General features: G+C 64.5%; 24 protein-coding genes and 1 pseudogene. 8 read left to right on the top strand and 17 right to left on the bottom strand.

Going from position 1 to position 26,719, the window contains the following annotated elements:
- The first annotated feature begins 98 nt into the window (after positions 1-98).
- Complete coding sequence (locus KI242_RS16530; protein ID WP_011061437.1) at positions 99-590, top strand: GNAT family N-acetyltransferase; 492 nt, start codon at positions 99-101, stop codon at positions 588-590.
- Positions 590-1,776: pseudogene (gene chrA, locus KI242_RS16525) on the top strand (chromate efflux transporter). Before KI242_RS16530 ends, chrA begins: the two are co-directional and overlap by 1 nt.
- Here chrA and KI242_RS16520 read toward each other — a convergent pair.
- The 5 genes from KI242_RS16520 to KI242_RS16500 all read right to left on the bottom strand — a co-directional run bounded on the left by KI242_RS16520 (position 1,773) and on the right by KI242_RS16500 (position 6,868).
- Positions 1,773-3,197, bottom strand: coding sequence for a heavy metal sensor histidine kinase (locus tag KI242_RS16520; protein ID WP_053158682.1), 1,425 nt, complete (start codon positions 3,195-3,197; stop codon positions 1,773-1,775). The pseudogene chrA and the gene KI242_RS16520 sit on opposite strands and share 4 nt — an antisense overlap.
- Positions 3,194-3,868, bottom strand: a complete 675-nt coding sequence (locus KI242_RS16515; protein ID WP_011061434.1) for a heavy metal response regulator transcription factor — start codon at positions 3,866-3,868, stop codon at positions 3,194-3,196. Before KI242_RS16515 ends, KI242_RS16520 begins: the two co-directional genes overlap by 4 nt.
- A gap of 318 nt (positions 3,869-4,186) precedes the next feature.
- A complete protein-coding gene (locus tag KI242_RS16510) occupies positions 4,187-4,411 on the bottom strand; it encodes a hypothetical protein (protein WP_015635710.1) in 225 nt (74 codons plus the stop codon).
- Positions 4,412-4,704: 293 nt separating this feature from the next.
- Positions 4,705-6,447 (bottom strand): phosphoethanolamine transferase CptA, encoded by a 1,743-nt coding sequence (locus KI242_RS16505; protein ID WP_011061432.1) that lies wholly within the window; start codon positions 6,445-6,447, stop codon positions 4,705-4,707.
- Positions 6,448-6,691: 244 nt separating this feature from the next.
- Positions 6,692-6,868, bottom strand: coding sequence for a DUF6026 family protein (locus KI242_RS16500; protein WP_015635709.1), 177 nt, complete (start codon positions 6,866-6,868; stop codon positions 6,692-6,694).
- A 408-nt stretch (positions 6,869-7,276) separates the two neighbouring features.
- On the opposite strand from KI242_RS16500, the gene gnd reads away from it, so the two are divergent.
- Genes gnd through KI242_RS16485 form a run of 3 tightly spaced genes read left to right on the top strand, consistent with a single transcriptional unit; the run spans position 7,277 to position 10,589 of the window.
- Entirely contained in the window at positions 7,277-8,257 is a 981-nt protein-coding gene (gene gnd, locus KI242_RS16495; RefSeq protein ID WP_015635708.1) for a phosphogluconate dehydrogenase (NAD(+)-dependent, decarboxylating), read from the top strand.
- On the top strand, positions 8,254-9,771 hold the full coding sequence (gene zwf / locus KI242_RS16490; protein ID WP_053158681.1) for a glucose-6-phosphate dehydrogenase: 1,518 nt from the start codon (positions 8,254-8,256) through the stop codon (positions 9,769-9,771). Before gnd ends, zwf begins: the two co-directional genes overlap by 4 nt.
- The gene (locus tag KI242_RS16485) at positions 9,753-10,589 is read left to right on the top strand and encodes an HAD family hydrolase (protein WP_053158678.1); all 837 of its coding nucleotides are present in this window, start codon (positions 9,753-9,755) and stop codon (positions 10,587-10,589) included. The genes zwf and KI242_RS16485 overlap by 19 nt, the downstream gene beginning before the upstream one ends.
- Before the next feature lie 90 nt (positions 10,590-10,679).
- Here the strand turns inward: KI242_RS16485 and nhaB are convergent, their stop codons facing one another.
- The 12 genes from nhaB to paaG form a co-directional block, all read right to left on the bottom strand.
- Positions 10,680-12,182, bottom strand: coding sequence for a sodium/proton antiporter NhaB (nhaB, locus tag KI242_RS16480; RefSeq protein WP_015635705.1), 1,503 nt, complete (start codon positions 12,180-12,182; stop codon positions 10,680-10,682).
- A 287-nt stretch (positions 12,183-12,469) separates the two neighbouring features.
- Complete coding sequence (gene paaZ, locus KI242_RS16475) at positions 12,470-14,524, bottom strand: phenylacetic acid degradation bifunctional protein PaaZ (RefSeq protein WP_053158675.1); 2,055 nt, start codon at positions 14,522-14,524, stop codon at positions 12,470-12,472.
- 60 nt (positions 14,525-14,584) lie between these two features.
- Entirely contained in the window at positions 14,585-16,231 is a 1,647-nt protein-coding gene (locus tag KI242_RS16470) for a cation acetate symporter (protein WP_212805345.1), read from the bottom strand.
- On the bottom strand, positions 16,228-16,536 hold the full coding sequence (locus KI242_RS16465) for a DUF485 domain-containing protein (RefSeq protein ID WP_152686228.1): 309 nt from the start codon (positions 16,534-16,536) through the stop codon (positions 16,228-16,230). The genes KI242_RS16470 and KI242_RS16465 overlap by 4 nt, the downstream gene beginning before the upstream one ends.
- Positions 16,537-16,646: 110 nt before the next feature.
- Positions 16,647-17,723: a 1,2-phenylacetyl-CoA epoxidase subunit PaaE gene (gene paaE / locus KI242_RS16460; protein ID WP_103290159.1), complete on the bottom strand. Its 1,077-nt coding sequence runs from the start codon at positions 17,721-17,723 to the stop codon at positions 16,647-16,649.
- A gap of 29 nt (positions 17,724-17,752) precedes the next feature.
- Positions 17,753-18,283 (bottom strand): 1,2-phenylacetyl-CoA epoxidase subunit PaaD, encoded by a 531-nt coding sequence (gene paaD, locus KI242_RS16455; protein ID WP_011061423.1) that lies wholly within the window; start codon positions 18,281-18,283, stop codon positions 17,753-17,755.
- Positions 18,270-19,031: a 1,2-phenylacetyl-CoA epoxidase subunit PaaC gene (gene paaC, locus KI242_RS16450; RefSeq protein WP_011061422.1), complete on the bottom strand. Its 762-nt coding sequence runs from the start codon at positions 19,029-19,031 to the stop codon at positions 18,270-18,272. The genes paaD and paaC overlap by 14 nt, the downstream gene beginning before the upstream one ends.
- Positions 19,032-19,039: 8 nt before the next feature.
- On the bottom strand, positions 19,040-19,321 hold the full coding sequence (gene paaB / locus KI242_RS16445; protein WP_011061421.1) for a 1,2-phenylacetyl-CoA epoxidase subunit PaaB: 282 nt from the start codon (positions 19,319-19,321) through the stop codon (positions 19,040-19,042).
- Between the two features lie 69 nt (positions 19,322-19,390).
- Positions 19,391-20,380 carry a 1,2-phenylacetyl-CoA epoxidase subunit PaaA gene (gene paaA, locus KI242_RS16440; RefSeq protein WP_011061420.1) on the bottom strand — a complete coding sequence of 330 codons (990 nt, stop codon included), beginning with the start codon at positions 20,378-20,380 and terminating at the stop codon, positions 19,391-19,393.
- Positions 20,381-20,557: 177 nt separating this feature from the next.
- The gene (gene paaK, locus KI242_RS16435) at positions 20,558-21,880 is read right to left on the bottom strand and encodes a phenylacetate--CoA ligase PaaK (RefSeq protein ID WP_011061419.1); all 1,323 of its coding nucleotides are present in this window, start codon (positions 21,878-21,880) and stop codon (positions 20,558-20,560) included.
- 219 nt (positions 21,881-22,099) lie between these two features.
- Positions 22,100-22,549, bottom strand: a complete 450-nt coding sequence (gene paaI / locus KI242_RS16430) for a hydroxyphenylacetyl-CoA thioesterase PaaI (RefSeq protein WP_011061418.1) — start codon at positions 22,547-22,549, stop codon at positions 22,100-22,102.
- 27 nt (positions 22,550-22,576) lie between these two features.
- On the bottom strand, positions 22,577-23,368 hold the full coding sequence (gene paaG, locus KI242_RS16425; protein WP_123430734.1) for a 2-(1,2-epoxy-1,2-dihydrophenyl)acetyl-CoA isomerase PaaG: 792 nt from the start codon (positions 23,366-23,368) through the stop codon (positions 22,577-22,579).
- A 426-nt stretch (positions 23,369-23,794) separates the two neighbouring features.
- Here paaG and paaY point away from each other — a divergent pair, with 426 nt between their 5' ends.
- The 3 genes from paaY (at position 23,795) to KI242_RS16410 (ending at position 26,674) form a co-directional block, all read left to right on the top strand.
- Positions 23,795-24,388, top strand: coding sequence for a phenylacetic acid degradation protein PaaY (gene paaY / locus KI242_RS16420; RefSeq protein WP_015635697.1), 594 nt, complete (start codon positions 23,795-23,797; stop codon positions 24,386-24,388).
- Positions 24,389-24,452: 64 nt separating this feature from the next.
- Positions 24,453-25,376 carry a phenylacetic acid degradation operon negative regulatory protein PaaX gene (gene paaX / locus KI242_RS16415; RefSeq protein ID WP_053151759.1) on the top strand — a complete coding sequence of 308 codons (924 nt, stop codon included), beginning with the start codon at positions 24,453-24,455 and terminating at the stop codon, positions 25,374-25,376.
- 329 nt (positions 25,377-25,705) lie between these two features.
- Complete coding sequence (locus tag KI242_RS16410) at positions 25,706-26,674, top strand: adenylate cyclase (RefSeq protein ID WP_225368807.1); 969 nt, start codon at positions 25,706-25,708, stop codon at positions 26,672-26,674.
- Positions 26,675-26,719: the final 45 nt, after the last annotated feature.

The raw sequence follows: 26,719 nt of genomic DNA, 5'->3' as shown, positions 1-26,719 counted from the left end.
GCGGGTTAAAAATCTTCGTTTGGTCAAATCCCCCAGCCTACAATCGAGGCTGCCTGAGCCCTGAGCGCTCACTTTCAATACGTTGATCGAGGATGAACATGGACGTTGCCGATGTCGTGGTGTTGCAAGCCAGTTACAGCAACCCGGTGCATGCCGAAGCCATAGGCGTGTTGCTCAACCACTATGCCGAGGACCCCATGGGCGGCGGCCAGCCCCTGGACGCAGACCGGCTCCAGCAGTTGCCGGCGGAGCTGGCCAAGCGGCCCCAGGCGTTCAGCGTGCTGGCCTTTGCCGGCGGGCAGCCGGTGGGCCTGGTGAACTGCTTCGAAGGCTTCTCCACCTTTGCCTGCCGGCCCCTGGTGAATATCCATGACGTGGTGGTGCTGGACAGCTACCGCGGCCAGGGCCTGAGCAAGCGCCTGCTGCAGAAGGTCGAGGACATCGCCCGGCAACGGGGCTGCTGCAAGGTCACTCTGGAAGTGCTGGAGGGCAATGCCCAGGCCCAGGCCGCCTATCGCGCCTGCGGTTTCGCCAATGCCATGCTCGACCCGGCTCACGGGCGCATGCTGTTCTGGAGCAAAGCCTTGTAATGCACGCCCCCAGCCCCTGCGCGCCGGTCCCGGTAGAAACACCCTGGCGGATCTTCCTGGTGTTTCTGCGCCTGGGCCTGAGTTCGTTTGGCGGGCCGCTGGCGCACCTGGGCTACTTTCGCCAGGAATTCGTCCAGCGCCGGCGCTGGCTGGGGGAGGCGGCCTATGCCGAGCTGGTCGCGCTGTGCCAGTTTCTTCCCGGACCTGCCAGCAGTCAGGTCGGCATCGCCCTGGGATTGTCTCGCCGTGGCCTGCCCGGGGCCCTGTGTGCCTGGGCCGGCTTTACCTTGCCTTCGGCCCTGGCCCTGGCACTGCTGGCCCTGGGGTTGGGGGCGGGGTCCCGGCCGGGGCGCTCAAGGGCTTGCAACTGGTGGCGGTGGCGGTGGTGGCCCAGGCCTTGTGGGGCATGGCCCGCAGCCTGTGCCGGGGCGCCTTGCAGATCGTCATCGCAGTGCTGGCCGCGGCGCTGGTGCTGCGCTGGCCGGGCCTGGGCGGGCAGTTGCTGGTGATGCTGCTGGCGGCTCTGCTGGGCCGCTGGCTGATCAGGCCGGTGTTCCAGGTGCAGGTCCAGAGCCCTCCCTCTGGGTCGAGTCGCCGCCTGGGGGCGTGTTGCCTGGGGCTGGCGCTATTGCTGCTGGTGCTGTTGCCGGGGCTGGTGCTGCTCTGGCCGGGGCGCCTGCTGAGCCTGTTCGATGGTTTCTACCGGGTCGGCGCTCTGGTATTCGGCGGCGGCCATGTGGTGCTGCCGCTGTTGCAGGCGCAGGTGGTGGAGCCCGGCTGGGTCGGCAGCCCGCTGTTCCTGGCCGGGTACGCCAGCGCCCAGGCGATGCCCGGCCCGCTGTTCAGCGTCGCGGCCTTTCTCGGCGCGGCCATCGATGGCTGGAGTGGGGCGGTGGTGTGCCTGCTGGCGATCTTTCTGCCAGGGCTGTTGCTGGTGATCGGCGTGGTGCCCTTCTGGCAGCGGCTGCGCCACCGCCAGGGCATCCAGGCGGCCCTGGCCGGGGTCAATGCCGCGGTGGTGGGCCTGCTGGCGGCAGCGTTGTACCAACCCCTGTGGACCAGCAGCGTGACCGGCGCGCCGGAACTGGTGGCGGTGTTGCTGGCGCTGCTGCTGTTGCGCAGCGGCCGGGTGCCGCCCTGGGCCCTGGTGCTGCTGGGGGCCGGTGCCGGTGCCTGGCTGCTCTAGAGGTCGTGCTGCGCCGGGTCGAGCCGGGGGAATACCAGGCGGAACTCGGTCAGGAGTTCCGGGATGCTGCTGACCTCGGTGCGCCCCTGGTGCAGGTTCATGATCGAACGGACGATGGCCAGGCCCAGCCCGGTGCCGCCTTCGGCCCGGGTGCGGCTGCTGTCGACCCGATAGAAGCGCTCGAACAGATGGGGCAGGTGGCTGGCAGCGATGCCCGGGCCGGGGTTGCCCACGCTCAGGCTCACGGCCTCCATGGTCTGCTCCACCCGCAGGCTGATCTGCCCCCGCGCCGGGCTGTGGCGAATGGCGTTGGACAGCAGGTTGGAAATGGCCCGCTGGATCATCAGCCGGTCCCCCAGCACCCAGGCATCGCCACTGGGCTGCAGTTGCAGCTGCTTCTCTTCGGCGCTCAGGGCGAACAGGTCGATGACCCGGCGCGCTTCTTCCCCCAGCGAGACTCGGGCGAACCGGGCCTGGGACGCCGGCTGGCTGACCTGGGCCAGGAACAGCATGTCGGCGACGATCCGCGTGACCCGCTCCAGCTCTTCGATACTGGCCTCCAGCACCGCCTTGTACTCCTCTGGCGGGCGTTCCCGGGACAGGGTCACCTGGGCCTTGCCCATCAGGTTGCTGATGGGCGAGCGCAACTCGTGGGCCAGGTCGTCGGAGAACTGCGACAGGCGCTGCACGCCGCCGTCCAGGCGTTGCAGCATGACATTGATGCCCTGGCCCAGCTCCGCCAGCTCCCGGGGCAGGCCCTGCAGCTTCAGGCGGTGGGTCAGGTCCTGGGTGGTCACCCGCGCCGCGACCCGGCTGAACTGCTGCAGTGGCAGCAGGCCCCGTTGCACCAGCCACCAGGCGCCGAAACCGATCAGCAGCAGCAACAGGGGCAGGGCGATCACCGTGGAGCGCAGGTAGGCGCTGAGCAGCGCCTGATCGTTGCTGCGGTCCAGGGTCAGTACCACCTGGACCTGCTCGCCGTTGCGCAGGCTCATCTGCTGCAGGGCGCTGAGCAAGGGGTTGCCGCGGCTGTCGCGCCAGTCGACATAGCCATCGCCACCGATATTGCCCAGGGGCTCGGGCAGGGACTCCTGGGCCATGCCGCCGACAATCAGCAGGGGTTCGGCCAGCGGATCGCTGCCGAGGATGCTCAATTGCAGGTTGTCGTGGCCCATCACCAGGTCCAGCAGGGAATGGGGGCGGGCCGCCAGGTCACTGCTCTTGAGGTCGCTGGTGAGGCTGTGCCGGATCTGCTCCAGCTTGCTGTCCAGGCCCTTGCGCGCCAGGTTGTCCAGCTCATGGTTCAACGCCAGGTAGGCCAGGGTTGCCAGCAGCACCACCAGTGCCGCGCCCATCAGGGCGACGGTCAGCCCCAGGCGCATGGACAGGCTGCTGGCCGCGGCGGCGGGGCGCGCTGTCATGGGCGTGCTTCCAGGACATAACCGACACCGCGCAGGGTATGGATCAGCTTGACGTCACTGGCGTCGTCGATCTTGCCCCGCAAGCGGCTGATGGAGACTTCCACCACATTGGTGTCGCAGTCGAAGTTCATGTCCCAGACCAGGGAAATGATCTGGGTGCGGGTCAGTACTTCTCCGCTGTGGCGCATCAATACATGCAGCAGGGTGAACTCCTTGGTCGTCAGGTCGATACGCCGACTGCCGCGATAAGCCCGATGACGGCGCGGGTCAAGTTGCAGGTCGGCAACTTGCAGAACTTCCGGTTGGACAATGACTTCACTACGACGCATCAGGGTACGAACCCGGGCCAGCAACTCGGGAAATTGAAACGGTTTGACCAGATAATCATCGGCGCCCATATCCAGGCCCTTGACCTTGTCTTCCAGGCGCCCGCGGGCAGTCAACATCATGACCCGTGCGGGATAGTTTCCCTGCAGTTGTTCAAGAACTTGCCAACCATCTTTGCCGGGCAGGTTGATATCCAGGATTACCAATTCATAGGGCTGTTGTTGAATCAGGTGCAGGCCGTCCACGCCATTGTTCGCCCGGTCCACCACATAGCCACTTTCACTCAGGCCCTGATGCAGGTAGTCGGCCGTCTTGGGTTCGTCCTCAATCACCAGAATGCGCATTGCAATATCCTCTTCAAAGCTGTCGGGGCTGTCGAGCGAGCGCAGGTTAAAGTCTGTAGTAGCTATAGGGTCAATAAAATAACCCAGCTAATTCAACTGATTAACCAGGCTGTCCGATCAGTGGCGAGTGGCATGGTGCGGCGATACTAATTGAGCCGGGGCACTGCGGGCGGCAGATGACCGGGTTGTCATCTGCCTGTCATGCGGGTGCAAGAGAAGGAGGGCAGCCCCTATGAAAAAGGCGCCCGCAAGGGCGCCAAACATCCACTTCTGGCAAAGGAGCAGATTGCCGGGAAGGGGTATCGCTGGAACTGGGGGTCAGGCACCAGGCTGTTGTTGCTTGGCATCCGAGGCGGAATAGTTGGGCTCGGATTTCTGCTTTTCGGCTTTTGCGGTGTTTTCGGTCTTGTCGCCATGAAGTTGCTGCTGGCTAACGCGGAAGTTGTCATAGAAGCGCTGCATATTTTCCGAGCCACCTTCGGCAAAGGCCGCGCTGGAACCTACCAGAATCAGGCCGCTTAATACCAAGGTTGAAAGTTTCATGCTGTTTTTCCTGCTTAAGAATGTTCGGTACTTGTTACGTCCCTGCACAAGAAGTGATGGGCGAAAGTTTCACCGAAGTGTATTAAGCGAGGGTTAACGTCAGCCTGAAGTGCTGATTACAATTTCGACATCATGTGTCTTTGCCGGCGCTTGGCCGCGCTGGCCGGCAAGGGCACCTCCTTGAAGGCGCCGCCTGCGGACGCGGCCTGGTGCAAAAAAAAGCCCCGGGAACCGGCCAGGGTTCTCGGGGCTGTTTGCCGGCAAGCCGGATCCTGCGGGCGTGGCGGGGGGGCTTACTTCTGTACCACCGTGGCTTCGACCGGGGCCTTGGGTTTCATCAGGCTGAAGTCGATCAAGGGCTTGCTCTGGCGCGAGTAGGGGTCGCCGATCAGCAGCGGGCGTGGCTTGAAGCTGTCGCTCACCAGGCTGCGGCTGTGGTCCAGCTCATCGAAACTCAGGCCCGCCAGGTCCGCCCAGGTGTGAATCAGCTGGGAACTCATGTAGGGGCGGCTGAGGTCCGAGGCAAAGCTCCAGTCATGGGTTTCCCGCCATTTCGGCGAGGCCCAGGCCATGAACGGAATGGTGTACATCGGCGCCGTCGGCCGGGCTTCGTTGCGCCCCAGGGTGTCATGGCCGGCGGAGTCGAAGACGTCCTCGCCGTGGTCCGAGAGGTACAGCAGGAAACCGTTGGGGTCGGTCTTGGCGTAGTTCTTGATCAGGTTCGAGACCACGAAGTCGTTGTACAGCACGGCGTTGTCGTAGCTGTTGTAGGTGGGCAACTGGTCGTCGCGCACGCCGGCCGGTACGCCCTGGCGATCATTGAACTTGTCGAAGCTGGGCGGGTAGCGGTACTGGTAGCTCATGTGGGTGCCCAGCAGGTGGACCACGATGAACTTGCGCGGTGCGCTGTCGGCCAGGGCCTTGGAGAACGGTTCGAGCACGTCGCCGTCGTACTGGCGGGCGTTCTGGTTGCGGTTGTTGTTCAGGTACACCTGCTCGTCCGCCTGTTCGGAGAAGGTGGTGAGCATGGTGTTGCGCTTGGTCATGGTCTGCTGGTTGGTGATCCAGTAGGTCTTGTAGCCGGCCTGCTTCATCACGCTGACCAGGGACGGGCTCTTGAGGTACAGGTCGGGGTTTTCTTCGTCGGCGAAGGTCAGTACCTGCTGCAGCGCCTCGATGGTGTAGGGGCGCGGGGTGATGACGTTGTTGAAGATCGCCAGCTGGTCCTTGAGCTTGTCCAGCTCCGGGGTGGTCTGGCGCGGGTAGCCGTACAGGCTCATGCGCTGGCGGTTGGTGGATTCGCCGATGACCAGTACCAGGGTCGCTGGCTGGTTGGCCATGCTGTCCTTGAGGTTGGTCAGGGGGGCGATCTTGCTGGCGCTGGCGAGCATGCCCTGCATGCCGTCCAGTTGCTCGCGGTAGCGGCGATAGGCAATCACCATCTGCCAGGGCACGGCGGGCTCGATGCGGGTTTCGAATTTCTCCAGGCCGGCGGCCAGGGTATCGGCGCGGGAGATCTGCTTGACCAGCGGGTAGCCGACGATGGCCACCAGGATTGCGGTCGCCGCCACCAGGGCCTGGCCCCGAGGCAGGTAGACCGGGCGCAGGCGGGTCCAGAGGAAGAAGGCGAATGCGCTATGGGCGAGGAACGCCAGGAGCATCCACCAGGCAAAGTACTGGGTCAGGTATTCACCGGCTTCCGAGGGGTTGGACTCGAACATGATGAAGATGACGCTTTGCGAGAACTCCTGCTGGTAGACGAAGAAGTAGCCCAGGCTGGCCATGGAACAGGCCCAGAGCACCACGCCGATCACGGCGGCCATGACTTTGGTGCGCGCCGGGAACAGCAGCATCGGTGCCAGCCAGATGGCGCTCATGAAGAATGCCTGGCGGAAACCGGTGAAGCCGGAGGTGTCGGTCAGCTGGATCAGCAGTTGGGTGATGCCGGAGAAATACCAGAAGAACAGGAACAGCCAGAGCAGCCCCATCCAGTCAAAACCTTTCGCAGATGCACTACTGCGTTTGAACAATGCCATTGAGCGCTCCCCAGGGATCCAGATTCATTGCGCGCCAAGGGCGTCGCGAATGAGCGCCGTCTTGTAACAAGACGGCCACAATGGCCGGGAGTATCGACAGGCAAGTGTGAAAACTTTGTCAGCTGAACGTCGCTATTTTGTGGTCTGCAACGGGGGGCTATGGCGGTATGGCGAGGGAAGGCGGCTTGGCCCGGGACCTACAGCGGGGCTGAACGCAGGTCGGGCCTGCGTTCAGGGGCGAGGCTCAGCTCGCGGAGGAGAGGTGTAGCGGCGCCGGTTGACCCTGGCTTTGCAACTGCAGGCGCAATTGTGCGAGCTCCCGTTGCAGTTGATCGCGTTCGTCTTTGAGTTGACGCAATTCGTCACGACGAATGGTGACGTACAGGGTTTGTGCTGGTCGTGCCGGTAGTACTGTGCCCATTGCTTCACCTCGCAAATGGCGTGTCTCAACTATGCTTCGCTGGCCGCATCCCTTGCGCAAAGCACTATCGGCGGCAATTTTATTTCTTTTTCGGGCAAAGGGAACTTTTTTATTTTTCGCGGTCGCTGTGTCTTCGCGCAGACTTGCAGCGTTATCCACCCATGGCCAGGGAAACTTCAGGGGCTGGCACGGGACTAATCTTCATTGTTCTGCTGCCCGTCAGGGGAATTGGCTGGGGCCGGTCGATGGGTAATTCGCGCCGTCGGGGGTAAAAACTCGGAATCTGTCTGAAGATTGCGCTGTCTTGGGGCTTCTTGCCTTGTATAGTTGCGCCCCTCGGGATTTTGCCCCGGCCCACTGGGCTATAACTTTTTTTGATCAGAATTTTTGCAGTAGGAGCATCAGCACATGCAACTGGGGATTATTGGACTGGGCCGCATGGGCGGCAACATTGCACGGCGCCTGATGCTCAATGGGCACGAGACCGTAGTCTTTGACCGCAACACCGACTTCGTCAGCGCCCTGGCCGCTGAAGGCGCCAAGGGCGTCGCCGACCTGCCGGCCCTGGTGGCGGGCCTGGAAAAGCCCCGGGCGGTCTGGGTCATGCTGCCCGCGGGCGCACCCACCGAAGACACCATCGACACCCTCAGCCAGTTGCTGGAGCCGGGCGATGTGATCATCGACGGTGGCAACACCTACTATAAAGACGACATCCGCCGCGCCCGCGACCTGGCGCAAAAGGGCCTGAAGTACATCGATGTCGGCACCTCCGGTGGCGTCTGGGGCCTGGAGCGTGGCTATTGCATGATGATCGGCGGCGACGCCGCCGAAGTGCTGCGCCTGGACCCGCTGTTCGCTGCCCTGGCGCCCGGCATGGGCACCATCCCGCGGACCAAGGACCGGGTCGCCGATGACGACCGTGCCGAACGCGGCTACATCCACGCCGGCCCGGCCGGCTCCGGGCACTTCGTCAAGATGATCCACAACGGCATCGAGTACGGCATGATGCAGGCTTTCGCCGAGGGCTTCGACATCCTCAAGACCAAGGCCTCGGAAAGCCTTCCGGAAGACCAGCGCTTCGACCTCAATGTTGCCGATATCGCCGAAGTCTGGCGCCGTGGCAGCGTGGTCTCCTCCTGGCTGCTGGACCTGACCGCCGATGCCCTGGCGGGCGATCCGAAGCTCGACGGCTTCTCCGGCTCGGTGGCCGACAGTGGCGAAGGGCGCTGGACCATCGAAGCGGCCATGGAGCAATCGGTGCCGGTGCCGGTGCTGTCCAACTCGCTGTTCTCCCGCTACCGCTCCCGCGGCCAGGGCACCTACGGTGACAAGCTGCTGTCGGCCATGCGCTTCGGCTTTGGCGGCCATGTGGAGACCGGGAAAAAATGACCACCACGCGAAAGAAGTCCAAGGCGTTGCCGGCGCCGCCGACCACGCTGTTCCTGTTCGGCGCCCGCGGTGATCTGGTCAAGCGCCTGCTGATGCCGGCGCTGTACAACCTCAGCCGCGACGGTTTGCTGGATGAGGGTCTGCGGATTGTCGGCGTTGACCACAACGCGGTGAGCGACGCCGAGTTCGCCACCCTGCTGGAAGACTTCCTTCGCGATGAAGTGCTCAACAAGCAAGGCCAGGGGGCGGCGGTGGATGCCGCCGTCTGGGCCCGCCTGACCCGGGGCATCAGCTATGTCCAGGGCGATTTTCTCGACGACTCCACCTATGCCGAACTGGCGGCGCGGATTGCTGCCAGCGGCACCGGCAACGCGGTGTTCTACCTGGCCACCGCACCGCGCTTCTTCAGTGAAGTGGTGCGCCGCCTGGGCAGTGCCGGGTTGCTGGAGGAGGGGCCGCAGGCTTTTCGCCGGGTGGTGATCGAAAAACCCTTCGGCTCCGACCTGCAGACCGCCGAAGCCCTCAACGGCTGCCTGCTCAGGGTCATGAGCGAGAAGCAGATCTATCGCATCGACCATTACCTGGGCAAGGAAACGGTCCAGAACATCCTGGTCAGCCGTTTTTCCAACAGCCTGTTCGAGGCATTCTGGAACAACCATTACATCGACCACGTGCAGATCACCGCGGCGGAAACCGTCGGCGTGGAAACCCGTGGCAGCTTTTATGAACACACCGGTGCCCTGCGGGACATGGTGCCCAACCACCTGTTCCAGCTGCTGGCGATGGTGGCCATGGAGCCGCCCGCAGCCTTTGGCGCCGATGCAGTACGTGGCGAAAAGGCCAAGGTGGTGGGGGCTATCCGCCCCTGGTCCGTGGAAGAGGCCCGGGCCAACTCGGTGCGCGGCCAGTACAGCGCCGGTGAAGTGGCCGGCAAGGCCCTGGCGGGCTACCGCGAGGAAGCCAACGTGGCGCCGGACAGCAGCACCGAAACCTACGTTGCGCTGAAGGTGATGATCGACAACTGGCGCTGGGTCGGGGTGCCGTTCTACCTGCGCACCGGCAAGCGCATGAGTGTGCGCGACACCGAGATCGTCATCTGCTTCAAGCCGGCGCCCTATGCACAGTTCCGCGATACCGAGGTCGAGCGCCTGTTGCCGACTTACCTGCGGATCCAGATCCAGCCCAACGAAGGCATGTGGTTCGACCTGCTGGCGAAAAAGCCCGGGCCGAGCCTGGACATGGCCAACATCGAGCTGGGTTTTGCCTACCGCGACTTTTTCGAGATGCAGCCCTCCACCGGCTACGAAACCCTGATCTACGACTGTCTGATCGGCGACCAGACCCTGTTCCAGCGCGCCGACAACATCGAGAACGGCTGGCGCGCGGTGCAACCCTTCCTCGATGCCTGGCAACAGGACGCCAGCTTGCAGAGCTACCCGGCGGGCGTGGATGGCCCGGCAGCCGGGGATGAACTGCTGGCCCGGGATGGCCGCGTATGGCGACCTCTGGGGTGAGTGGCGTGCAGGCGCGGCCTATCGAGTTCCTCCTCAGTGACATGGACGGCACCCTGTTGCGCCCCGACCACAGCCTCAGCCCCCGCACCCTGGATGCGGTCCGTGCGCTGCGCGAGGCCGGGGTGGCCTTCAGCCTGGCCACCGGACGGCCGCCGCGGGCCATGCTGCAGCAGATCGAGGCCCTGGGCGTCGACCTGCCCACTGCCGGCTTCAACGGCGGCAGTATCGTCAAGCCCGATGGCAGTTTCCTGGCTCGTCACCATGTTCCGGTGGAAGCGGCGGTCACCGCCTTGCTGCTGTTCGAACCCTGCCCACAGGTCGAGACCTGGGTGTTTGCCGACAACGAATGGCTGCTGCGCAACCTGGACGGTGCCCTGATGCCCCTGGAGCGCCAGGCGCTGGGTTACGCCCCCAAGGTGGTGGACAGCTTCGAGGAATACCTGCCGCGCATCGACAAGATCGTCGCCGCCAGCAGCGATCACCGCTTGCTGGTGCAGTTGGAGGCCCGCCTGCAGGCCGCCACTGCAGGGCAGGCCCAGGCGTCCCGTTCCCAACCCAGGTTCCTCGATCTCACTGCCTTGCAGGCGGACAAGGGGCAGGCCCTGGTGACCCTGGCCGAATACCTGGGGGTGCCGCTGGAGCGCACCGCGGCCCTGGGCGATGGCGGCAACGACCCGGCGATGTTCCAGCGTGCCGGCCTGTCGATTGCCATGGGCCAGGCGGAAGAACAGGTCAAGCGCCAGGCTGATGTGATCACCGGCAGCAACCTGGAAGACGGCGCCGCCGAAGCCATCGAGCGCTATATCCTCATGCGTTGAGGGCCGTGGCCCGGCATCGCGCCGGGCCACGGCCCCCAGTCCTGCACCCATTGCGCCCCATCTGCAGTCCCGGGGCGCCCCAAGCAGCGGTTACAACCAGTAGCTCACCGCGTACCAGCCCAGCAGCCCCATCACCACGGTGTAGGGCAGGGCCATCCACACCATCCGTCCGTAGGACAGGCGTACCAGCGGCGCAATCGCCGAGGTCAGCAGGAACAGGAAGGCCGCTTGGCCGTTGGGCGTGGCCACGCTCGGCAGGTTGGTACCGGTATTGATGGCGATCGCCAGGGTTTCGAAGTGCTCGCGGCTCATCTGCCCGGAGATGAAGGCCTGTTTCACTTCGGTGATGTAGATGGTGGCCACGAACACGTTGTCGCTGATGGCCGAGAGCAGGCCATTGGCAATGAACAGCATGCCCGGCTGCTGGTCCGCCGGCAGCGCCAGCACCCACTGGATCAGCGGGGTGAACAGCTGCTGCTGGTGAATCACCGCCACCACCGCAAAGAACACCACCAGCAGGGCGGTGAAAGGCATGGCCTCCTTGAACGCGTTGCCCAGGCGGTGCTCGTCGGTGATCCCGGTAAAGGCGGTGATCAGTACGATCACCAGCAGGCCGATCAGCCCGACCTCGGCCACATGCAGGGCCAGGGCGACGATCAGGATCAGTGCCGCCAGCCCCTGCACCAGCAGGGCCGCGCGCTGGCGCGAGGTGCGCTGGGCATCGTCCTCGGCGGCGTAGTTGGCCAGCACCTGGCGCACGTTGTCCGGCAGCAGGGTGCCGTAGCCGAACCAGCGCAGCTTCTCCAGCAGTACGCAGGTCACCAGGCCAGCCGCCAGGACCGGCATCGAAACCGGTGCCACCTTGCTGAAGAAATCGGCGAAGTGCCAGCCCATTTCATGGCCGATCAGCAGGTTCTGCGGTTCCCCCACCAGGGTGCACACACCGCCCAGGGCGGTGCCCACGGCGCCATGCATCAGCAGGCTGCGCAGGAAGGCGCGGAACTGCTCCAGGTCGTCATGATGCAGGGCAGGCAACTGTTGGTCGTCGGCGAAGGCGCTGTCCTGGCGCGGGTCATTGCCGGACGCCACCCGGTGATACACCGAATAGAAGCCTACCGCGGCGCTGATGATCACCGCGGTGACGGTCAGGGCGTCGAGAAAGGCCGAGAGGAAGGCCGAGAGAAAGCAGAACAGCAGGCCCAGCAGCGCCTTGGAGCGCACCCCCAGCAGCAGCCGGGAGAACAGGTAGAGCAGCAACTCCTTCATGAAATAGATGCCGGCCACCATGAACATCAGCAGCAGGATCACCGGGAAGTTGTGCACCAGCTCGTCATACAGCGCCTGGGGCGTGGTCATGCCCAGCACCAGTGCCTGTACCAGCAGCAGGCCGCCGGGCATCAAGGGGTAGCACTTGAGGGCCATGGCCAGGGTGAAGATGAATTCGATCACCAGGCACCAGCCGGCGGCGGCCGGGCTGACAGCGAAGAACAGCAGAGGGTTGAGCAACAGGAACGCGACAATGCTTGCCTTGTACCAGCGGGGTGATTGGCCGAGAAAATTGTGGGCGAACGCCTGGGCCATTGAACCGGACATTGGCGGCTCCTTGTAGTGAGAAGCGCGCAACTTGCCCCATGGCGGATTGAGAATCAAGAATTGATGAAATCTTTTGCGACAAACTTCGCCAGCGCCCCAGCGGCCGCCAGTGCACAACCTTCCGTAGGAACCGGCTTGCCGACGAAGAGGCCCTTGAGCCCTGCGCAGCCTTCAACAGCGCCTTCGCTGGCAAGCCAGCTCCTACGGGGAGCTGGCGGCGCAAAACTGTTGTAGGAGCCGGCTTGCCGGCGAAGAGGGCCTCGAGCCTTGCGCAGCCTTCAACGGTTTCACTCAGTACGCTTGGCCACCAGGGTCAGGATGTCGTAGCTGGCCACCACCTCGCCCAGCTGGTTGCTGACTTCCACATCCCAGGCCACCACTCCTTGCGGCGTGCCCTGGGGGCTGAGCTTGCCCTGGTCGATCTTGCGCTTGCAGGTCAGGCGCGCCTGCAGGGTGTCGCCAATGCCCACCGGGGTGATGAAGCGCAGGGTGTCCAGGCCGTAGTTGGCCAGCACCGGGCCGGGGCCCGGGGAAACGAACAGCCCGGCCGCCGCCGACAGCACGAAATAGCCATGGGCGATGCGCTTGCCGAACTGCGACGCCTTGGCGGCAATGTCGTCGAAATGCATGTAGAAGTGGTCCCCGGACAGGCAGCCGAAGTTCACCAGGTCGGCCTCGGTCACGGTGCGCCGGTGGGTCAGCAGGAATTCGCCGATCCGCAGGTCCTGGAAGTGCCGGCGGAAGGGGTGGACCTCGGTTTCGATCACCTGGGCACCGCGCACGTACTCACCGGTTACCGCCGTCAGCATGCTTGGCGAGCCCTGGATCGCCGCCCGTTGCAGGTAATGCTTGACCGCCCGCAGGCCCCCCAGCTCTTCGCCACCCCCGGCGCGGCCCGGGCCGCCATGCTTGAGCTGTGGCAGGGGCGAGCCGTGGCCGGTGGATTCGCCAGCACAGTGGCGGTCCAGCACCAGCAAGCGACCGTGCCAGGCCGCAGCCCGGGGAATGACCTGGGCGGCAATGGCCGGGCTCTTGGTGACCAGGCTGGCCACCAGGCTGCCCTTGCCGCGAGAGGCCAGCTCCAGTGCCTGGTCCAGGTCGTCATAGGCCATCAGGGTGCTGACCGGGCCAAAGGCCTCGATATCGTGGGCGCCGCCCTCGGCCATGGGATCGCGCGCCAGCAACAGGGTCGGGGCGAAGAACGCGCCCTGGCTGACGTTTGCGCCTCGGGGCTCGAAGCCGTCCCGGGCGCCGAACAGCAGGTCGCTGCTGTGCAGCAGGCTTTGCAGGCGCTCGGCCACGTCCCGCTGCTGTTCATGGGAGGCCAGGGCGCCCATGCGCACGCCTTCCACCGCCGGGTCGCCCACCACCACCTTTGACAGGCGTTCACGCAATTTTGTGGCCACCGCATCCAGCTGCTTGGCGGGGACGATGGCACGGCGGATGGCGGTGCATTTCTGTCCGGCCTTGACCGTCATTTCCCGGGCCACCTCCTTGATGAACAGCTCGAACTCCTCATCGTCCGGGCTTACGTCCGGGGCCAGGATCGCGCAGTTCAGCGAGTCGGCCTCGGCATTGAACGGCACCGAGTGGCGGATCAGGTTGGGGTTGGCCCGCAGCTTGCCGGCAGTGCTGGCAGAGCCGGTGAAGGTCACCAGGTCCTGGCCTTGCAGGTGATCCAACAGGTCGCCGGTGCCACCTATCACCAGTTGCAGGCTGCCTTCGGGCAGCAGCCCGGATTCATGCATCAGCCGCACCGCGGCCTCGGTCAGGTAACTGGTGGCGCTGGCCGGCTTGACGATGCAGGGCATGCCGGCGAGGAAGCACGGGGCGAATTTTTCCAGCATGCCCCAGATCGGAAAGTTGAAGGCATTGATGTGCACCGCCACGCCACCCCGGGGCACCAGGATGTGGCTGCCGGCAAAGCTGCCGAGTTTGCTCAGGGATTGCGCCGGGCCTTCGTGCAACAGGTTGCCCGACGGTAGTTCCCGGGCGCCGAGGCCGGCGTAGCTGAACAGGGTGCTGTTGCCGCCCTCGATATCGATCCAGCTGTCGGCCCGCGTCGCGCCGCTGTGATGGGACAGGGCATAGAGCTGCTCCTTGCGCTCGCTCAGATACAGCGCCAGGGCCTTGAGGCGCTGGGCCCGCTGCTGGAAATCCAGGGCCAGCAAGGCCTTGCCGCCCTGATGGCGACCAAAGGCCAGGGCCTCGGCGAAGTCCGGGGCCTCCTCGTGGGTGTGCGCCACTTCATGCCCATCGATGGCGCTGCGCAGTGACTGGGCCGGATGCTGGCCGAACCAGCGGCCGGCGATGAAGCTTTGCAGGGTAGGAGCCTGTGGCATGGGGATTCCTCCAGAGGGTGAACCGGGTTCGAGCGCGGCAGCCCGCGCTCATGGATGGGGTCAGTGATGAGTGGCGCCGGATGCGCCAATGCCGGTCATGGAACGGATGAACTGCGCCAGGTAGCGCCCGCGCTCCAGTTCGGCCCGGGGCGAGCGGTCGCTGACGGAGAAGGCCCAGGCACAGAAGAACGCCAGGCTCATGGAAAACAGCGCCGGGTTGGCATAGGGAAACAGCGCCTGGGGGTGATGCAGCACATTGACCCAGACCGCCGGGCTGAGCATCAGCAGCACAATCGCCGAGACCAGGCCAGCCAGGCTGCCGCCCACCGCGCCGCGAGTGGTGAGGCCTTTCCAGAACATGGAAAGAAACAGCACCGGGAAATTCACCGAAGCGGCGATGGCCAGCACCAGCCCCGAGAGAAAGGCAATGTTCTGCGATTCGAACAACAGCCCCAGCAGCACCGCCAGCACCCCGATGCACAGGGTGGCGATCCGCGAGACGCGCATTTCCTGCCGGGTGCTGGCCTTGCCCTTGCGCAGCACGCAGGCGTACAGGTCGTGGGAGACCGCCGAGGCGCCGGACAGCGCCAGCCCGGCCACCACCGCCAGGATGGTGGCGAAGGCCACGGCCGAGATGAAGCCCAGGAACAGGTTGCCGCCCACCGCCTGGGCCAGGTGCACGGCAACCATGTTGGCGCCGCCGATGATCGCGCCGCCGGCTTCGCGGTACTGGGGCTCGGTACCGACCATGACGATGGCGCCGAAGCCGACAATGATCAGCAGCAGGTAGAAGTAGCCGATGAAACCGGTGGCGTAGAACACGCTCTTGCGCGCTTCCCGGGCATCGCTGACGGTGAAGAAGCGCATGAGGATGTGCGGCAGGCCGGCGGTGCCGAACATCATGCCCAGCCCCAGGGAAATGGCATCGATGGGGTTCGACAGCAACCCACCCGGGGCCATGATCGCGCTGCCCTTGGCGTGCACCGCGCTGGCCTGGGCGAACAGCGCTTCGCTGCTGAAGCCGAAGTGCTTGAGCACCATGAAGGCCATGAAGCTGGTGCCCGAGAGCAGCATCAGCGCCTTGATGATCTGTACCCAGGTGGTGGCCAGCATGCCGCCGAAGGTCACGTAGCAGACCATCAGCAGGCCCACCAGCATCACCGCATAGAGGTAGCTGATGCCGAACAGCAGCTCGATCAGCTTGCCGGCGCCGACCATCTGCGCCACCAGGTACATCAGCGCCACGCTCAGGGTGCCGAAGGCCGAGGTCAGGCGCACCGGCGTCTGGGCCAGGCGATAGGACACCACGTCGGCGAAGGTGTACTTGCCCAGGTTGCGCAGGCGTTCGGCGATCAGGAACAGGATGATCGGCCAGCCGGCCAGCACCCCCAGGGCGTACAACAGACCGTCGTAGCCATTGAGGAACATCATTGCCGAGATGCCGAGGAAGGACGCCGCGGAAATCATGTCGCCGGCGATCGCCAGGCCATTCTGCATGCCGCTCATGCCGCCACCGGCGGTATAGAAGTCGCTGGCGGAGCGGGTGCGCCGGGCGACCCAGCGGGTGATGCCGAGGGTCATCAGGACAAACACCAGGAACATGCCGATGGCGTTCCAGTTCAATGGCCGCGCCGGCGTGTCGGCCGCCAGGGCCAGGTCGGTGGCCAGCAGGCAGGGCAGCAGGAATAGAGCGAGCAGGCGCTTCATGGCTGGCACTCGCGCTTGAGCTTGTCGTTCAGCGGGTCCAGCAGGCGGTTGCTGCGGTAGACGTAGAAGCCGGTGAGGGCAAAGGCCAGGCCGATCATAGCCACGCCCACCGGCATGCCGACGCTGGTGGCTCCGCCGGCCAACGAGCGCCCCAGCAGCCCGGGGTGGAAAGCCACCAGCAGTACGAAGCCGTAGTAGGCCAGGAGCATGATCAGGGTCAGCGACCAGTAGAGGCGCTGCTTGCTCCGCACCAGTTGGATGAAGTCCGGATGGCGGGTGATGCGGGCGATCTGTTGTGGGGTCATGGCGCGTTCTCTTGTTTTTGTTGTTGGTGGCACGTGAAGGCGCTGCGCGGCCTTTCGCAGCTTCGCTGGGGCTCGGCAGCGGCTACGGGCGGCTGCGGGGAGCGCCGGAGTCAGAGCTGGTCGAAGTCCAGTACCACCTTGTCGCTGAGCGGGAACGATTGGCAGGAGAGGACGTAGCCGGCCGCGACTTCGTAGTCTTCCAGGGCGTGGTTGCTGTCCATTTCCACTTCGCCTTCGATGACCTTGCATTTGCAGGTGGAGCAGACTCCGGCCTTGCACGAGTAGGGCAGTTCGGCGCCCTGGGCGTTGCCGGCGTCGAGAATGCTCTGGCTGTTGCGCGGCAGGTCGAAGGCCAGGGCGCGGCCGTCGCTGATGACGGTGACCCGGCTGTGACGGGCATCCAGGGCGCTGGCGGTTTCCCGGGCCTGGCGCTTGTGCCCGTCGCTGCCGGCGTGGAACAGCTCGAAGTGGATGCGCTCGGCCGGCATGCCGGCAGCCTTGAGGCTGTCGCGCACGGTTTCGGTCATGGCCTGGGGGCCGCAGATGAACGCGGCCTCCAGTTGCTGGACGTCGAGCCAGCGGGAAAACAGCTGCTGGCACTTGTCCTGGTCGATGCGCCCGTTGTACAGGTCGATGTCCTGCCGTTCGCGGCTGAACACGAACATCAGGTTCAGCCGCTGCAGGTAGCGGTTCTTCAGGTCCTCAAGCTGTTCGCGAAACAGCGCCGAGTTGCTGGAGCGGTTGCCGTAGAGCAGGGTGACCCGGCTGTGGGGCTCGGTTTGCAGGGTGCTCTTGATGATCGACAGGATCGGTGTGATGCCGCTGCCGGCCGCCACCGCCAGGTAATGGCCGCGCCGCGCCGGGTCCAGCTCCACATGGAAACGCCCGGCCGGGGGCATCACGTCCAGGCTGTGGCCGGGCTGCAATCGTTCATTGGCGAAGGCCGAGAAACGCCCGCCGGCCACGCGCTTGACCGCTATGCGCAGTTCACCGTCGTTGACCCCGGTGCAGATCGAATAGGAGCGGCGCACTTCCTCGCCTTCAAGCTCGGTGCGCAGCACCAAGTGCTGGCCCTGGGTGAAGTGGAACTGCTGCTGCAGGTGCGGGGGAACCTCGAAGGCGATGGACACCGCGTCGCGGGTTTCATTGCGCAGGTCCTTGATGGTGAGGCGGTGGAACTGGCTCATGGTGGTTCTCCACTGCGGCGCCGGGCCGCTCAGATGCACTTGAAGTAGTCGAAGGGTTCCAGGCAATCACGGCAGCGATACAGGGCCTTGCAGGCGGTGGAGCCGAACTCGCTGAGGCGCTCGCTGTGGGCGCTGCCGCATTGCGGGCAGAGCACCTGGGGCGTTTCTCCCAGCAGGCTGCGCTTGCTGCTGCCCGAGGGCGGTGCAATGCCGTAGGCCTGCAGACGCTGGCGCCCGCGCTCGGTGATCCAGTCGGTGGTCCAGGCCGGGGTCAGCTGGCGCAGCAGCCTGGGTGCCTTGAAGCCGGCGCGCTCCAGGGCCTGGCGGATGTCGCTTTCGATCACCTCGGTGGCCGGGCAGCCGGAGTAGGTCGGGGTGACCGCCACCTGCAGGTGCCCCTGGTGCCAGTCGAGGTGGCGCACGATGCCCAGGTCGAGCACGCTGACCACCGGCACTTCCGGGTCCATGACCCGGTCGAGGGTGGCCCAGGCGGTGTCCAGGTCCCCGGGCAACGGGTCGCGTGCCCCCAGGTCGCTGCCGATCAGCTCACCAGACCGCATCGGGATAGGCTCGCGGCAGTGATTGCATCTGGGCCAGCAGCAGGCCCAGGTGTTCGGTATGCAGGCCTTTTCGCGCATCCAGGTAGAAGTGGCTGGGCGCTTCGGGCACAGGCAGGGTGGCCCGGGCGAACACCGCGGCGACCCTGTCCTGCCAGGCGGTGGCGACCTGAGCCGGGTCTGCCAGCAGCCCGGCCTGGTGCAACGCGTTCTCCGCAGGATCGGTGGCGATCAGTTCCCCGGTAAAGCGCCACAGCCGCGGCAGGGCCTGGAGCATGCGCCGGTGGCTTTCCTCGGTGCCATCCCCCAGGCGCTCGACCCATTCGCTGGAGCGACGCAGGTGGTAGGTGACTTCCTTGAACGCCTTGGCGGCGACCCCGGCGATGCGTGGATCGCTGGACAGGCACAGGCCACGAAGGGTTTCCAGGTGCCAGGCGTCGTAGAAGAACTGCTTGAGCATGGTCACCGCGAAGTCGCCATTGGGTTGTTCCACCAGCAGCAGGTTGCGGTAGGCGCGTTCGTCGCGGCGAAAGGCCAGATGGTCGGCATCCCGCCCGTCCGCCAGCAGTTCGGCGGCATAGTCCAGCCAGTTGCGGGCCTGGCCCACCAGGTCGAGACCGACGTTCATCAGTGCCAGTTCTTCTTCCAGGGCCGGGGCCCGACCGCACCATTCGCACAGGCGCTGGCCCTGGACCAGGGCACTGTCGCCCAGGCGCAGCAGATGGTTGAGCAGATCGTTTGCAGGGTTCATGGCCGGCCTCACATGTGTCCGACTTCGGGGGGCAACTGGTAGAAGCTGGCGTGGCGGTAGACCTTGTCGTCCGCCGGGTCGAACAGCGGCTCCTTTTCGTCCGGCGAGGAGGCGACGATCTGCGCCGACGGCACCACCCACAGGCTCACGCCTTCGCTGCGCCGGGTGTAGAGGTCGCGGGCGTTGGCCATGGCCATCGGGGCATCGGCGGCGTGCACGCTGCCGACATGCTTGTGGTTGAGGCCGTGCTTGCTGCGCACGAAAACCTCGTAGAGGGTCCATTCAGACATTGCAGTGACTCCACATCAGGGCTGGAGGGCCATTGCCCCTGGGGGCAATGGCCGGGGGTGAACGGGCTCTCAGGCGGCGTCGCGAGCGGCCTTCCGGGCGGCGTGGGCCACGGCGGCAGCCCGCACCCAGGCGCCGTCCTCGATGGCCTGGCGGCGGGTGTCCAGGCGTTCCTGGTTGCACGGGCCGTTGCCCTTGAGCACTTCGTAGAATTCTTCCCACTGGATTTCGCCAAAGTCGTAATGGCCGCGCTCGGCGTTCCACGCAAGCTCCGGGTCGGGGCAGGTGCAGCCCAGCAACTCCAGTTGCGGGATGGTCTGGTCGATGAAGCGCTGGCGCAGTTCGTCGTTGCTCTGGCGCTTGATCTTCCAGGCCATGGACTGGGCACTGTTGGGGGAGTGTTCGTCGCTGGGGCCGAACATCATCAGGGCCGGCCACCAGAGACGGTTGATGGCGTCCTGGACCATGTCCCGCTGCGCCTGGTTGCCCTCGCGCATCATGGTCAGGAGGATTTCGTAGCCCTGGCGCTGGTGGAAGCTCTCTTCCTTGCAGATGCGCACCATGGCCCGGGAGTAGGGGCCGTAGGAGGTGCGTTGCAGCACCACCTGGTTGACGATGGCCGCGCCATCCACCAGCCAGCCGACGGCGCCCATGTCGGCCCAGTTCAGGGTCGGGTAGTTGAAGATGCTCGAATACTTGGCCTTGCCGCTGTGCAGCCGGGCCACTTCTTCGTCGCGGTCGGCCCCCAGGGTTTCCATGGCGCTGTACAGGTACAGGCCGTGGCCGGCTTCGTCCTGGATCTTGGCCATCAGTTGCAGCTTGCGCTTGAAGGTCGGGGCACGGGTGACCCAGTTGCCTTCGGGCAGCATGCCGACGATTTCCGAATGGGCGTGCTGGGAGATCTGCCGGATCAGGGTCTGGCGGTAGGCCTCGGGCATCCAGTTCTTGGCTTCGATCTTGATCTCGTCGTCGATCCTTTGCTGGAAGCTGCGTTCCTGTTCGGACATCTCGGCCAGTGGCGTGACGCGCTTGACCCCCGTTTCTACCAGCTGTGCGTACATGTGGCGTCTCCCGGTGTGAAGGTGTGGCTGGGTATGGGAATGTTTATATGTGATACGCAAATTAATATCAAACATAAAATAACGTGTCATGTTTGATTTTGGTATCGCATTGCGCCCCTGGGCCTTTGCCAAGGCAAAAAAAAGCCCCGCATCAGCGGGGCTTCCAGGAAGGATGGATTAGCGGTTGCGTTTGTCGATTACTCGGCAGGCCTTGCCTTCGGAGCGCTTGATGCTGAATGCCGGCTGCAAAACGATACGCGAGCTGATACCGATATGGGTCTTTATGTGGCGGCTGAGATCGCCGCAGAGGGCCCGCTGCTGCTCGTCCCCCAGTTGCTGGTGCTCAGGCTTGAGCTCGACGTGGATATCAACGCTGTCGAGGTTGCCGTGGCGGTACAGGTGGATCTCGTAGCAGGGGGCCAGTTGCCCGACCTTCAGCACCTGTTCTTCGACCTGGGTGGGGAACACGTTGACCCCGCGGATGATCAGCATGTCGTCGCTGCGCCCGGTGATCTTGTCGATGCGCCGCATGGGCCGCGCCGTGCCCGGCAACAGCCGGGTCAGGTCGCGGGTGCGATAGCGGATCATCGGCAGCGCTTCCTTGGTCAGGGAGGTGAGCACCAGCTCGCCCAGTTCGCCATCGGCCAGTACCTGGCCGGTGATCGGGTCGATGATTTCCGGGTAGAAGTGATCCTCCCAGAGGGTAGGGCCGTCGCGGGTCTGCGCGCATTCCATGGCCACCCCGGGGCCGATGATTTCCGACAGCCCGTAGATGTCCAGGGCAGTGATGCCCAGGCGCTGTTCGATGGCACTGCGCAGTTCGTCAGTCCAGGGTTCGGCACCGAAGATTCCCAGGCGCAGCGCCAGCTGGTGCGGGTCCAGGCCCTGGCGCTCGATCTCGTCGGCGATGTTGAGCATGTAGGAGGGGGTGACCATGATGATGTCCGGCTGGAAATCTTTGATCAGTTGCACCTGCTTCTCGGTCTGGCCGCCGGACATGGGAATCACCGTGCAGCCCAGGCGTTCGGCGCCGTAGTGCGCCCCCAGGCCGCCGGTGAACAGGCCGTAGCCGTAGGAAATATGCACCTTGTCCCCGGGCCGGCCGCCGGCGGCGCGGATCGAGCGCGCCACCACCTGCGCCCAGGTGTCGATGTCATTGCGGGTGTAGCCGACCACCGTGGGCTTGCCGGTGGTGCCGCTGGAGGCGTGCAGGCGTACCACCTGGTCCATGGGCACGGCGAACATGCCATAGGGGTAGTGGTCGCGCAGATCGGCCTTGGTCGTGAAGGGCAGGTGCGCCAGGTCTTCCAGGCGCTTGATGTCCTGGGGGTGCACCCCGAGCTGGTCGAAGCGCTGGCGATACAGCGGGACCCTGTCGTAGGCGTGGTTCAGGCTCCAACGCAGGCGTTCCAGCTGGTGCTGGCGCAGGTGGTCGATGCTGGCGGTTTCCATCGGGTCCAGCAGCGCGTCGGGCACGGTTCCGGCAATCGGCATGTTCATGGTGTCACTCGAATTGTTGTTGTCTTGTAGCCCGCCGGCGGGCGGGCTCTGAGTGCATGCCCCGGGGCGCAGGCGAGCCCCGGGGGAGTCTTTTTACTGTGCTTGCAGCCGCTCGCTGATCAGCGCGATGCCCGGGTCGACACCGATGCACATGGTGCACAGCGCGTAGCGGCCCCGGCGCTGCGAATGAGGATACGGACGGCATCGATGAGCAGTGGGTCATTCATGGGAGGTCTCCTGTGTCAGCACCGGGCCGTGCACTTGGTAGGATTTGCCTTGGAGCAGGGCGATGAGCCGGCCCTGCTGGTTTTCCACGCGCACCGCGTAGTGGCCGGTGCGGCCGCCGCGGTTCTGTTCATGGCAGTCGGCGGTCAGGGTGTCGCCCAACTGCGCCGGGGCGATGTACTCGATGCTGCAACCCAGGGCCACCGTGGCCCGGTCATGGCTGTTGCAGGCAATGGCGAAGGCCGAGTCGGCGAGGGTGAAGATCAGGCCGCCGTGGCAGGTGCCGTGGCCCTGCAGCATGTCGGCCCGCACGCTCATGCCCAGGCGCGCCGCACCGGGCGCCACCGACAACAGGCGCATGCCCAGGGCGTTGCTTGCCGGGTCACGTTCGAACAGGGTCCGGGCGCAGCGCCGGGCCAGTTCCATGGCGTCATGTTCAGTCATGCAGGGGCCTCCTTGGAGTCGCCGTGGTCAGCAGCCCTTGAACACGGGGCTGCGTTTATCCATGAAGGCGCTGACGCCTTCGCGGTAGTCGTCGCTGCACCCGGCCAGGCGTTGCAGGTCGCGCTCCAGGTCCAGTTGCTCATCGAAGCTGTTGTGCAGGCTGGCATTGAGGCTGCGCTTGATCAGGCCCAGGCCGTAGGTGGGTTGGGTAGCCAGGTGCCGGGCCAGGCTCAGGGCCTGGTCCCGCAGTTGGGCATCATCCACGCACTGGTAGATCAGGCCCCACTGCTCGGCCTGTTCGGCACTCAGGCGGTTGCCGAGCAGGGCCAGGGCCTTGGCCCGGGCCATGCCCACCAGGCGCGGCAGCAGCCAGGTACCGCCGGAATCGGGAACCAGCCCGAGCTTGCAGAAGGCCTGGATAAAGCTTGCCGAGCGTGCGGCCAGGACCAGATCGCAGGCCAGGGGCAGGTTGGCCCCGGCCCCGGCGGCCACCCCGTTGACCGCGCAGATCACCGGCAGCGGCAGGTCCCGCAGGGCCCGCACCAGGGGGTTGTAGAAGGTTTCGATGGAGGCCCCCAGGTCCGGCGCGGCGCCGCCGGGTGACACGGTGCGCTCGCCCAGGTCCTGCCCGGCACAGAAGCCCCGGCCTTCCCCGGTCAGCAGCAGGACCCGCACCTGCGGGTCATTGCGCACCAGGTCCAGGGCTGCCTGAACCTCGCGGTGCATCGTCGGGTTGAAGCTGTTGAGCTGTTCGGGGCGGTTGAGGCTGAGAAGGGCCACGCCCTCGCTGATGGAGAACAGGATGGTGGTGAAGTTCATGGGCGGGGCGCTCTGTGCTGGGCGATCAGGCGAACACCGCCGACAGGCGTGGAGGCAAGGCGTTGAGGCATGGTGAATGTCCTCGGGGTGGCCGGTGGTCGGCTCGATTGTCGGGTCGGCTGGTTGGCCGGTTTTCGTCGAGTATATCGCCAATGCGATACATAAAAACAATATTGACTTGAATTTAATGTGTCTTGATTTTGAGTGTCGGTCCAGCTTTTTTTGTAACCCCAGGCTCACGACAAAAGCCTCCAGGCTGCCTAAGGCGTTGATAATTACGGGGCTGACAAGTCTTTGTGGAGCAGCCAGGCTGGCTGATTGCGGCGGCGCCGGTCTTGTGCGTGGCCAATAATCTGATACAAACTGCCATCCGCAGTTCATCGTATTTCCTGCTTTCAGATGACGTGTTCTTCAAGGAACCTCTCCATGACCTGTTACAGCCTCGATGGATTGACCCCGGTGGTCGACCCCAGCGCTTATGTGCACCCTTCAGCGGTGCTGATTGGTGATGTGATTGTCGGCGCCCATTGTTACGTCGGGCCGTTGGCCAGCTTGCGGGGCGATTTTGGGCGGATCGTTCTGGAGGAGGGGGCAAACCTGCAGGATACGTGTGTGATGCATGGTTTTCCCGACAGCGATACGGTGGTCGAGCGCAACGGCCATATAGGTCATGGCGCTGTCCTGCATGGCTGTCGAATTGGCGCAGACGCCCTGGTGGGCATGAATGCGGTGGTGATGGACAACGCGCATATCGCGCCCCGGTGCATCGTTTCCGCGGCAGCCTTCGTCAAGGCCGGCTTCGAGTGTGCGCCACAGTCGCTGATCATGGGCACGCCGGCCCGGGTCAGCCGCCCGCTCAGTGATGCGGAGCTGGCCTGGAAGCAGGCGGGGACCCGCGAATACCAACAGCTGGCCAGGCGTTGCCTGGCGCAGATGCGGCCTTGCGAGCCGCTGCGGGAGGCAGAGCCCGGACGCCCGCGAATCGGCAACAGTGCGCTGCGCCCCAAGGCTCGCCCATGAACCTGCCCGGGCGTTATAGCTGCCTGAAACCCGCTATATTCCTTCCTTTTTTACCGGTACATCCATGTCGTCCCTAGCGCCACTGAACCACCTGATCAAACGTTTCCAGGAGCAGACTCCGATCCGCGCCAGTTCGCTGATCATCACCCTGTACGGCGATGCCATCGAGCCCCACGGCGGCACGGTGTGGCTGGGCAGCCTGATTCAGTTGCTGGAGCCCATGGGGATCAACGAGCGCTTGATCCGCACCTCGATCTTCCGCCTGAGCAAAGAGGGCTGGCTGAGCGCTGAAAAGGTCGGCCGGCGCAGTTACTACAGCCTGACCCTGACCGGACGCCGGCGCTTCGACAAGGCCTTCAAGCGTGTGTACAGCGCCGGAGTACCGGCCTGGGACGGCGCCTGGTGCCTGGTGATGCTCTCGCAACTGTCTGTCGAGTTGCGCAAGCAGGTGCGCGAAGAGCTGGAATGGCAGGGGTTCGGCGCCATGTCGCCGGTACTGCTGGCCTGCCCGCGCACTGATCGGGCCGATATCAACGCCACCCTGGCGGAGCTTGGTGCCCAGGAAGACACCATCGTCTTCGAGACCACGCCCCAGGACGTCCTGGGTTCCAGGGCCCTGCGCCTGCAAGTGCGGGAAAGCTGGAACATCGATGAACTGGCAGCCCACTACAGCGAGTTCATCCAGCTGTTCCGCCCGCTCTGGCAGGCCCTGCGCGAGCAGGAGCAATTGCAGCCCCAGGATTGCTTCCTGGCCCGGCTGCTGCTGATTCATGAGTACCGCAAGCTGCTGCTGCGCGATCCGCAACTGCCCGACGAACTGCTGCCCGGGGATTGGGAAGGCCGCGCGGCGCGCCAGTTGTGTCGCAACATCTATCGCCTGATCCAGGCCCGGGCCGAAGAATGGCTGGCCACTGCCCTGGAGAACGCCGATGGCCCGCTGCCAGATGTCGGCGAAAGCTACTACCGGCGTTTTGGCGGGCTGGTCTAGCCCGCCCATCCACGGGGTGCCAGCTGCGATGCCCGAGGCCAAGGGGGCGGCCCCGGGCGTTGCAGCCCGGGTTTATCACGGCCCGGATGTTAAATAGTCATTGACCTGCGAATTTGTCCTGATCTAGGGTCGCGAACGTATTCAATGCAACTAAGCAGAGAATGTTTCAGCGCTATTGCAGTTGAATGACGTGCACTGCAAGTTTGAAGATATTTGCAATATAGGGAGCATGGCCAGGTACAGGTATTCGGTCCTGCAGGGAAAGCAGACAGATAAAGGAATTATCGATGAAGTGGATTCGCAACCTGGCTACAAAGTTCGGCCTGGCCATGATGTTGGTTATTTGGGGCAAGTTGGCTATTGCTTCGCAACTGGTTCCGGCATTTGGGCTGGCCAATGATCAATATGCCAAGTCTCCGGGGCCCTATGCAGTCAGCACCAATGCTGTTCTGAGTGATTGCCGTGGGTTGTTGGGGGTATTGGCGCGGATCATGCTGTTGGATAACAGCCTGCAATGCAATCAGTCCTTTCCTTACGGATTCTCCAATCCGATCTCCACCAGTGTCTATTACCCGTCCAATATCAAGCAATTGGACAAGTTGCCAGTGGTCAACTTTGTTGGTGGCATTCTTTCCAACCAGGGGCAGTACACAGATCTGCTGCGGCTGTGGGCGAGCTACGGCTTCATCGTGATCATCTCATCGGACTTCATCAACACCGCCCCCACCATGCATGTGCTCGGCGCCCTGGAACTGAGCAAGCTCAACCAGGACCCGACCTCGCCACTGTTCGGCAAGGTCGACCTGTCGCGCACCATTGTGGCGGGGCATTCGGCGGGAGGAGGCGCATCGATTCTATCGGCAAGCCTCTTGCCAGAGACCTTGAAGGGCATCGACCCGCAGTTGCGCTATATCGGCTCGCTGCCGATCGAACCCGGGCCGATCGGCCTTGGCTCCACGGTAAAGACACCGACCCTGGTGCTCACCGGCGCAGCGGACGTAGTGGTCCCGGCCTGGGCCTGGCCAAGGCTGTGGCAGGGCGGGCTGATCAAGGCCGTGCCGGGCTGGAGCGCAACCGCCCATAACGCCACCCATTTCAGCCCGGTCAGAAGCGTCAGGGAAGATGAGTTTGCCGGTATTACCACGGCCTGGATCTTATATATCGGCAAGAATGACCCGGCCGCCAAAGAATACTTCGTCGGTGAAGATTACAAACTGGCCCGAGATCCGCAGTTCATTCGCCTGCTATTCAACCCGCTGCGGGTCCAGCGCAATGAAGTAGCCGATAGCCTTCAATAGCACTGTGCTTTCTCCGGTAAAACGGATACAGCCCTGGGAATGTGC

Origin of the sequence: Pseudomonas sp. Eqa60, from assembly GCF_018326405.1 — a bacterium.
In the GTDB taxonomy this organism is placed as follows: Bacteria; Pseudomonadota; Gammaproteobacteria; order Pseudomonadales; family Pseudomonadaceae; genus Aquipseudomonas; species Aquipseudomonas protegens.
This window is presented reverse-complemented; position numbering and strand designations above follow the sequence as displayed.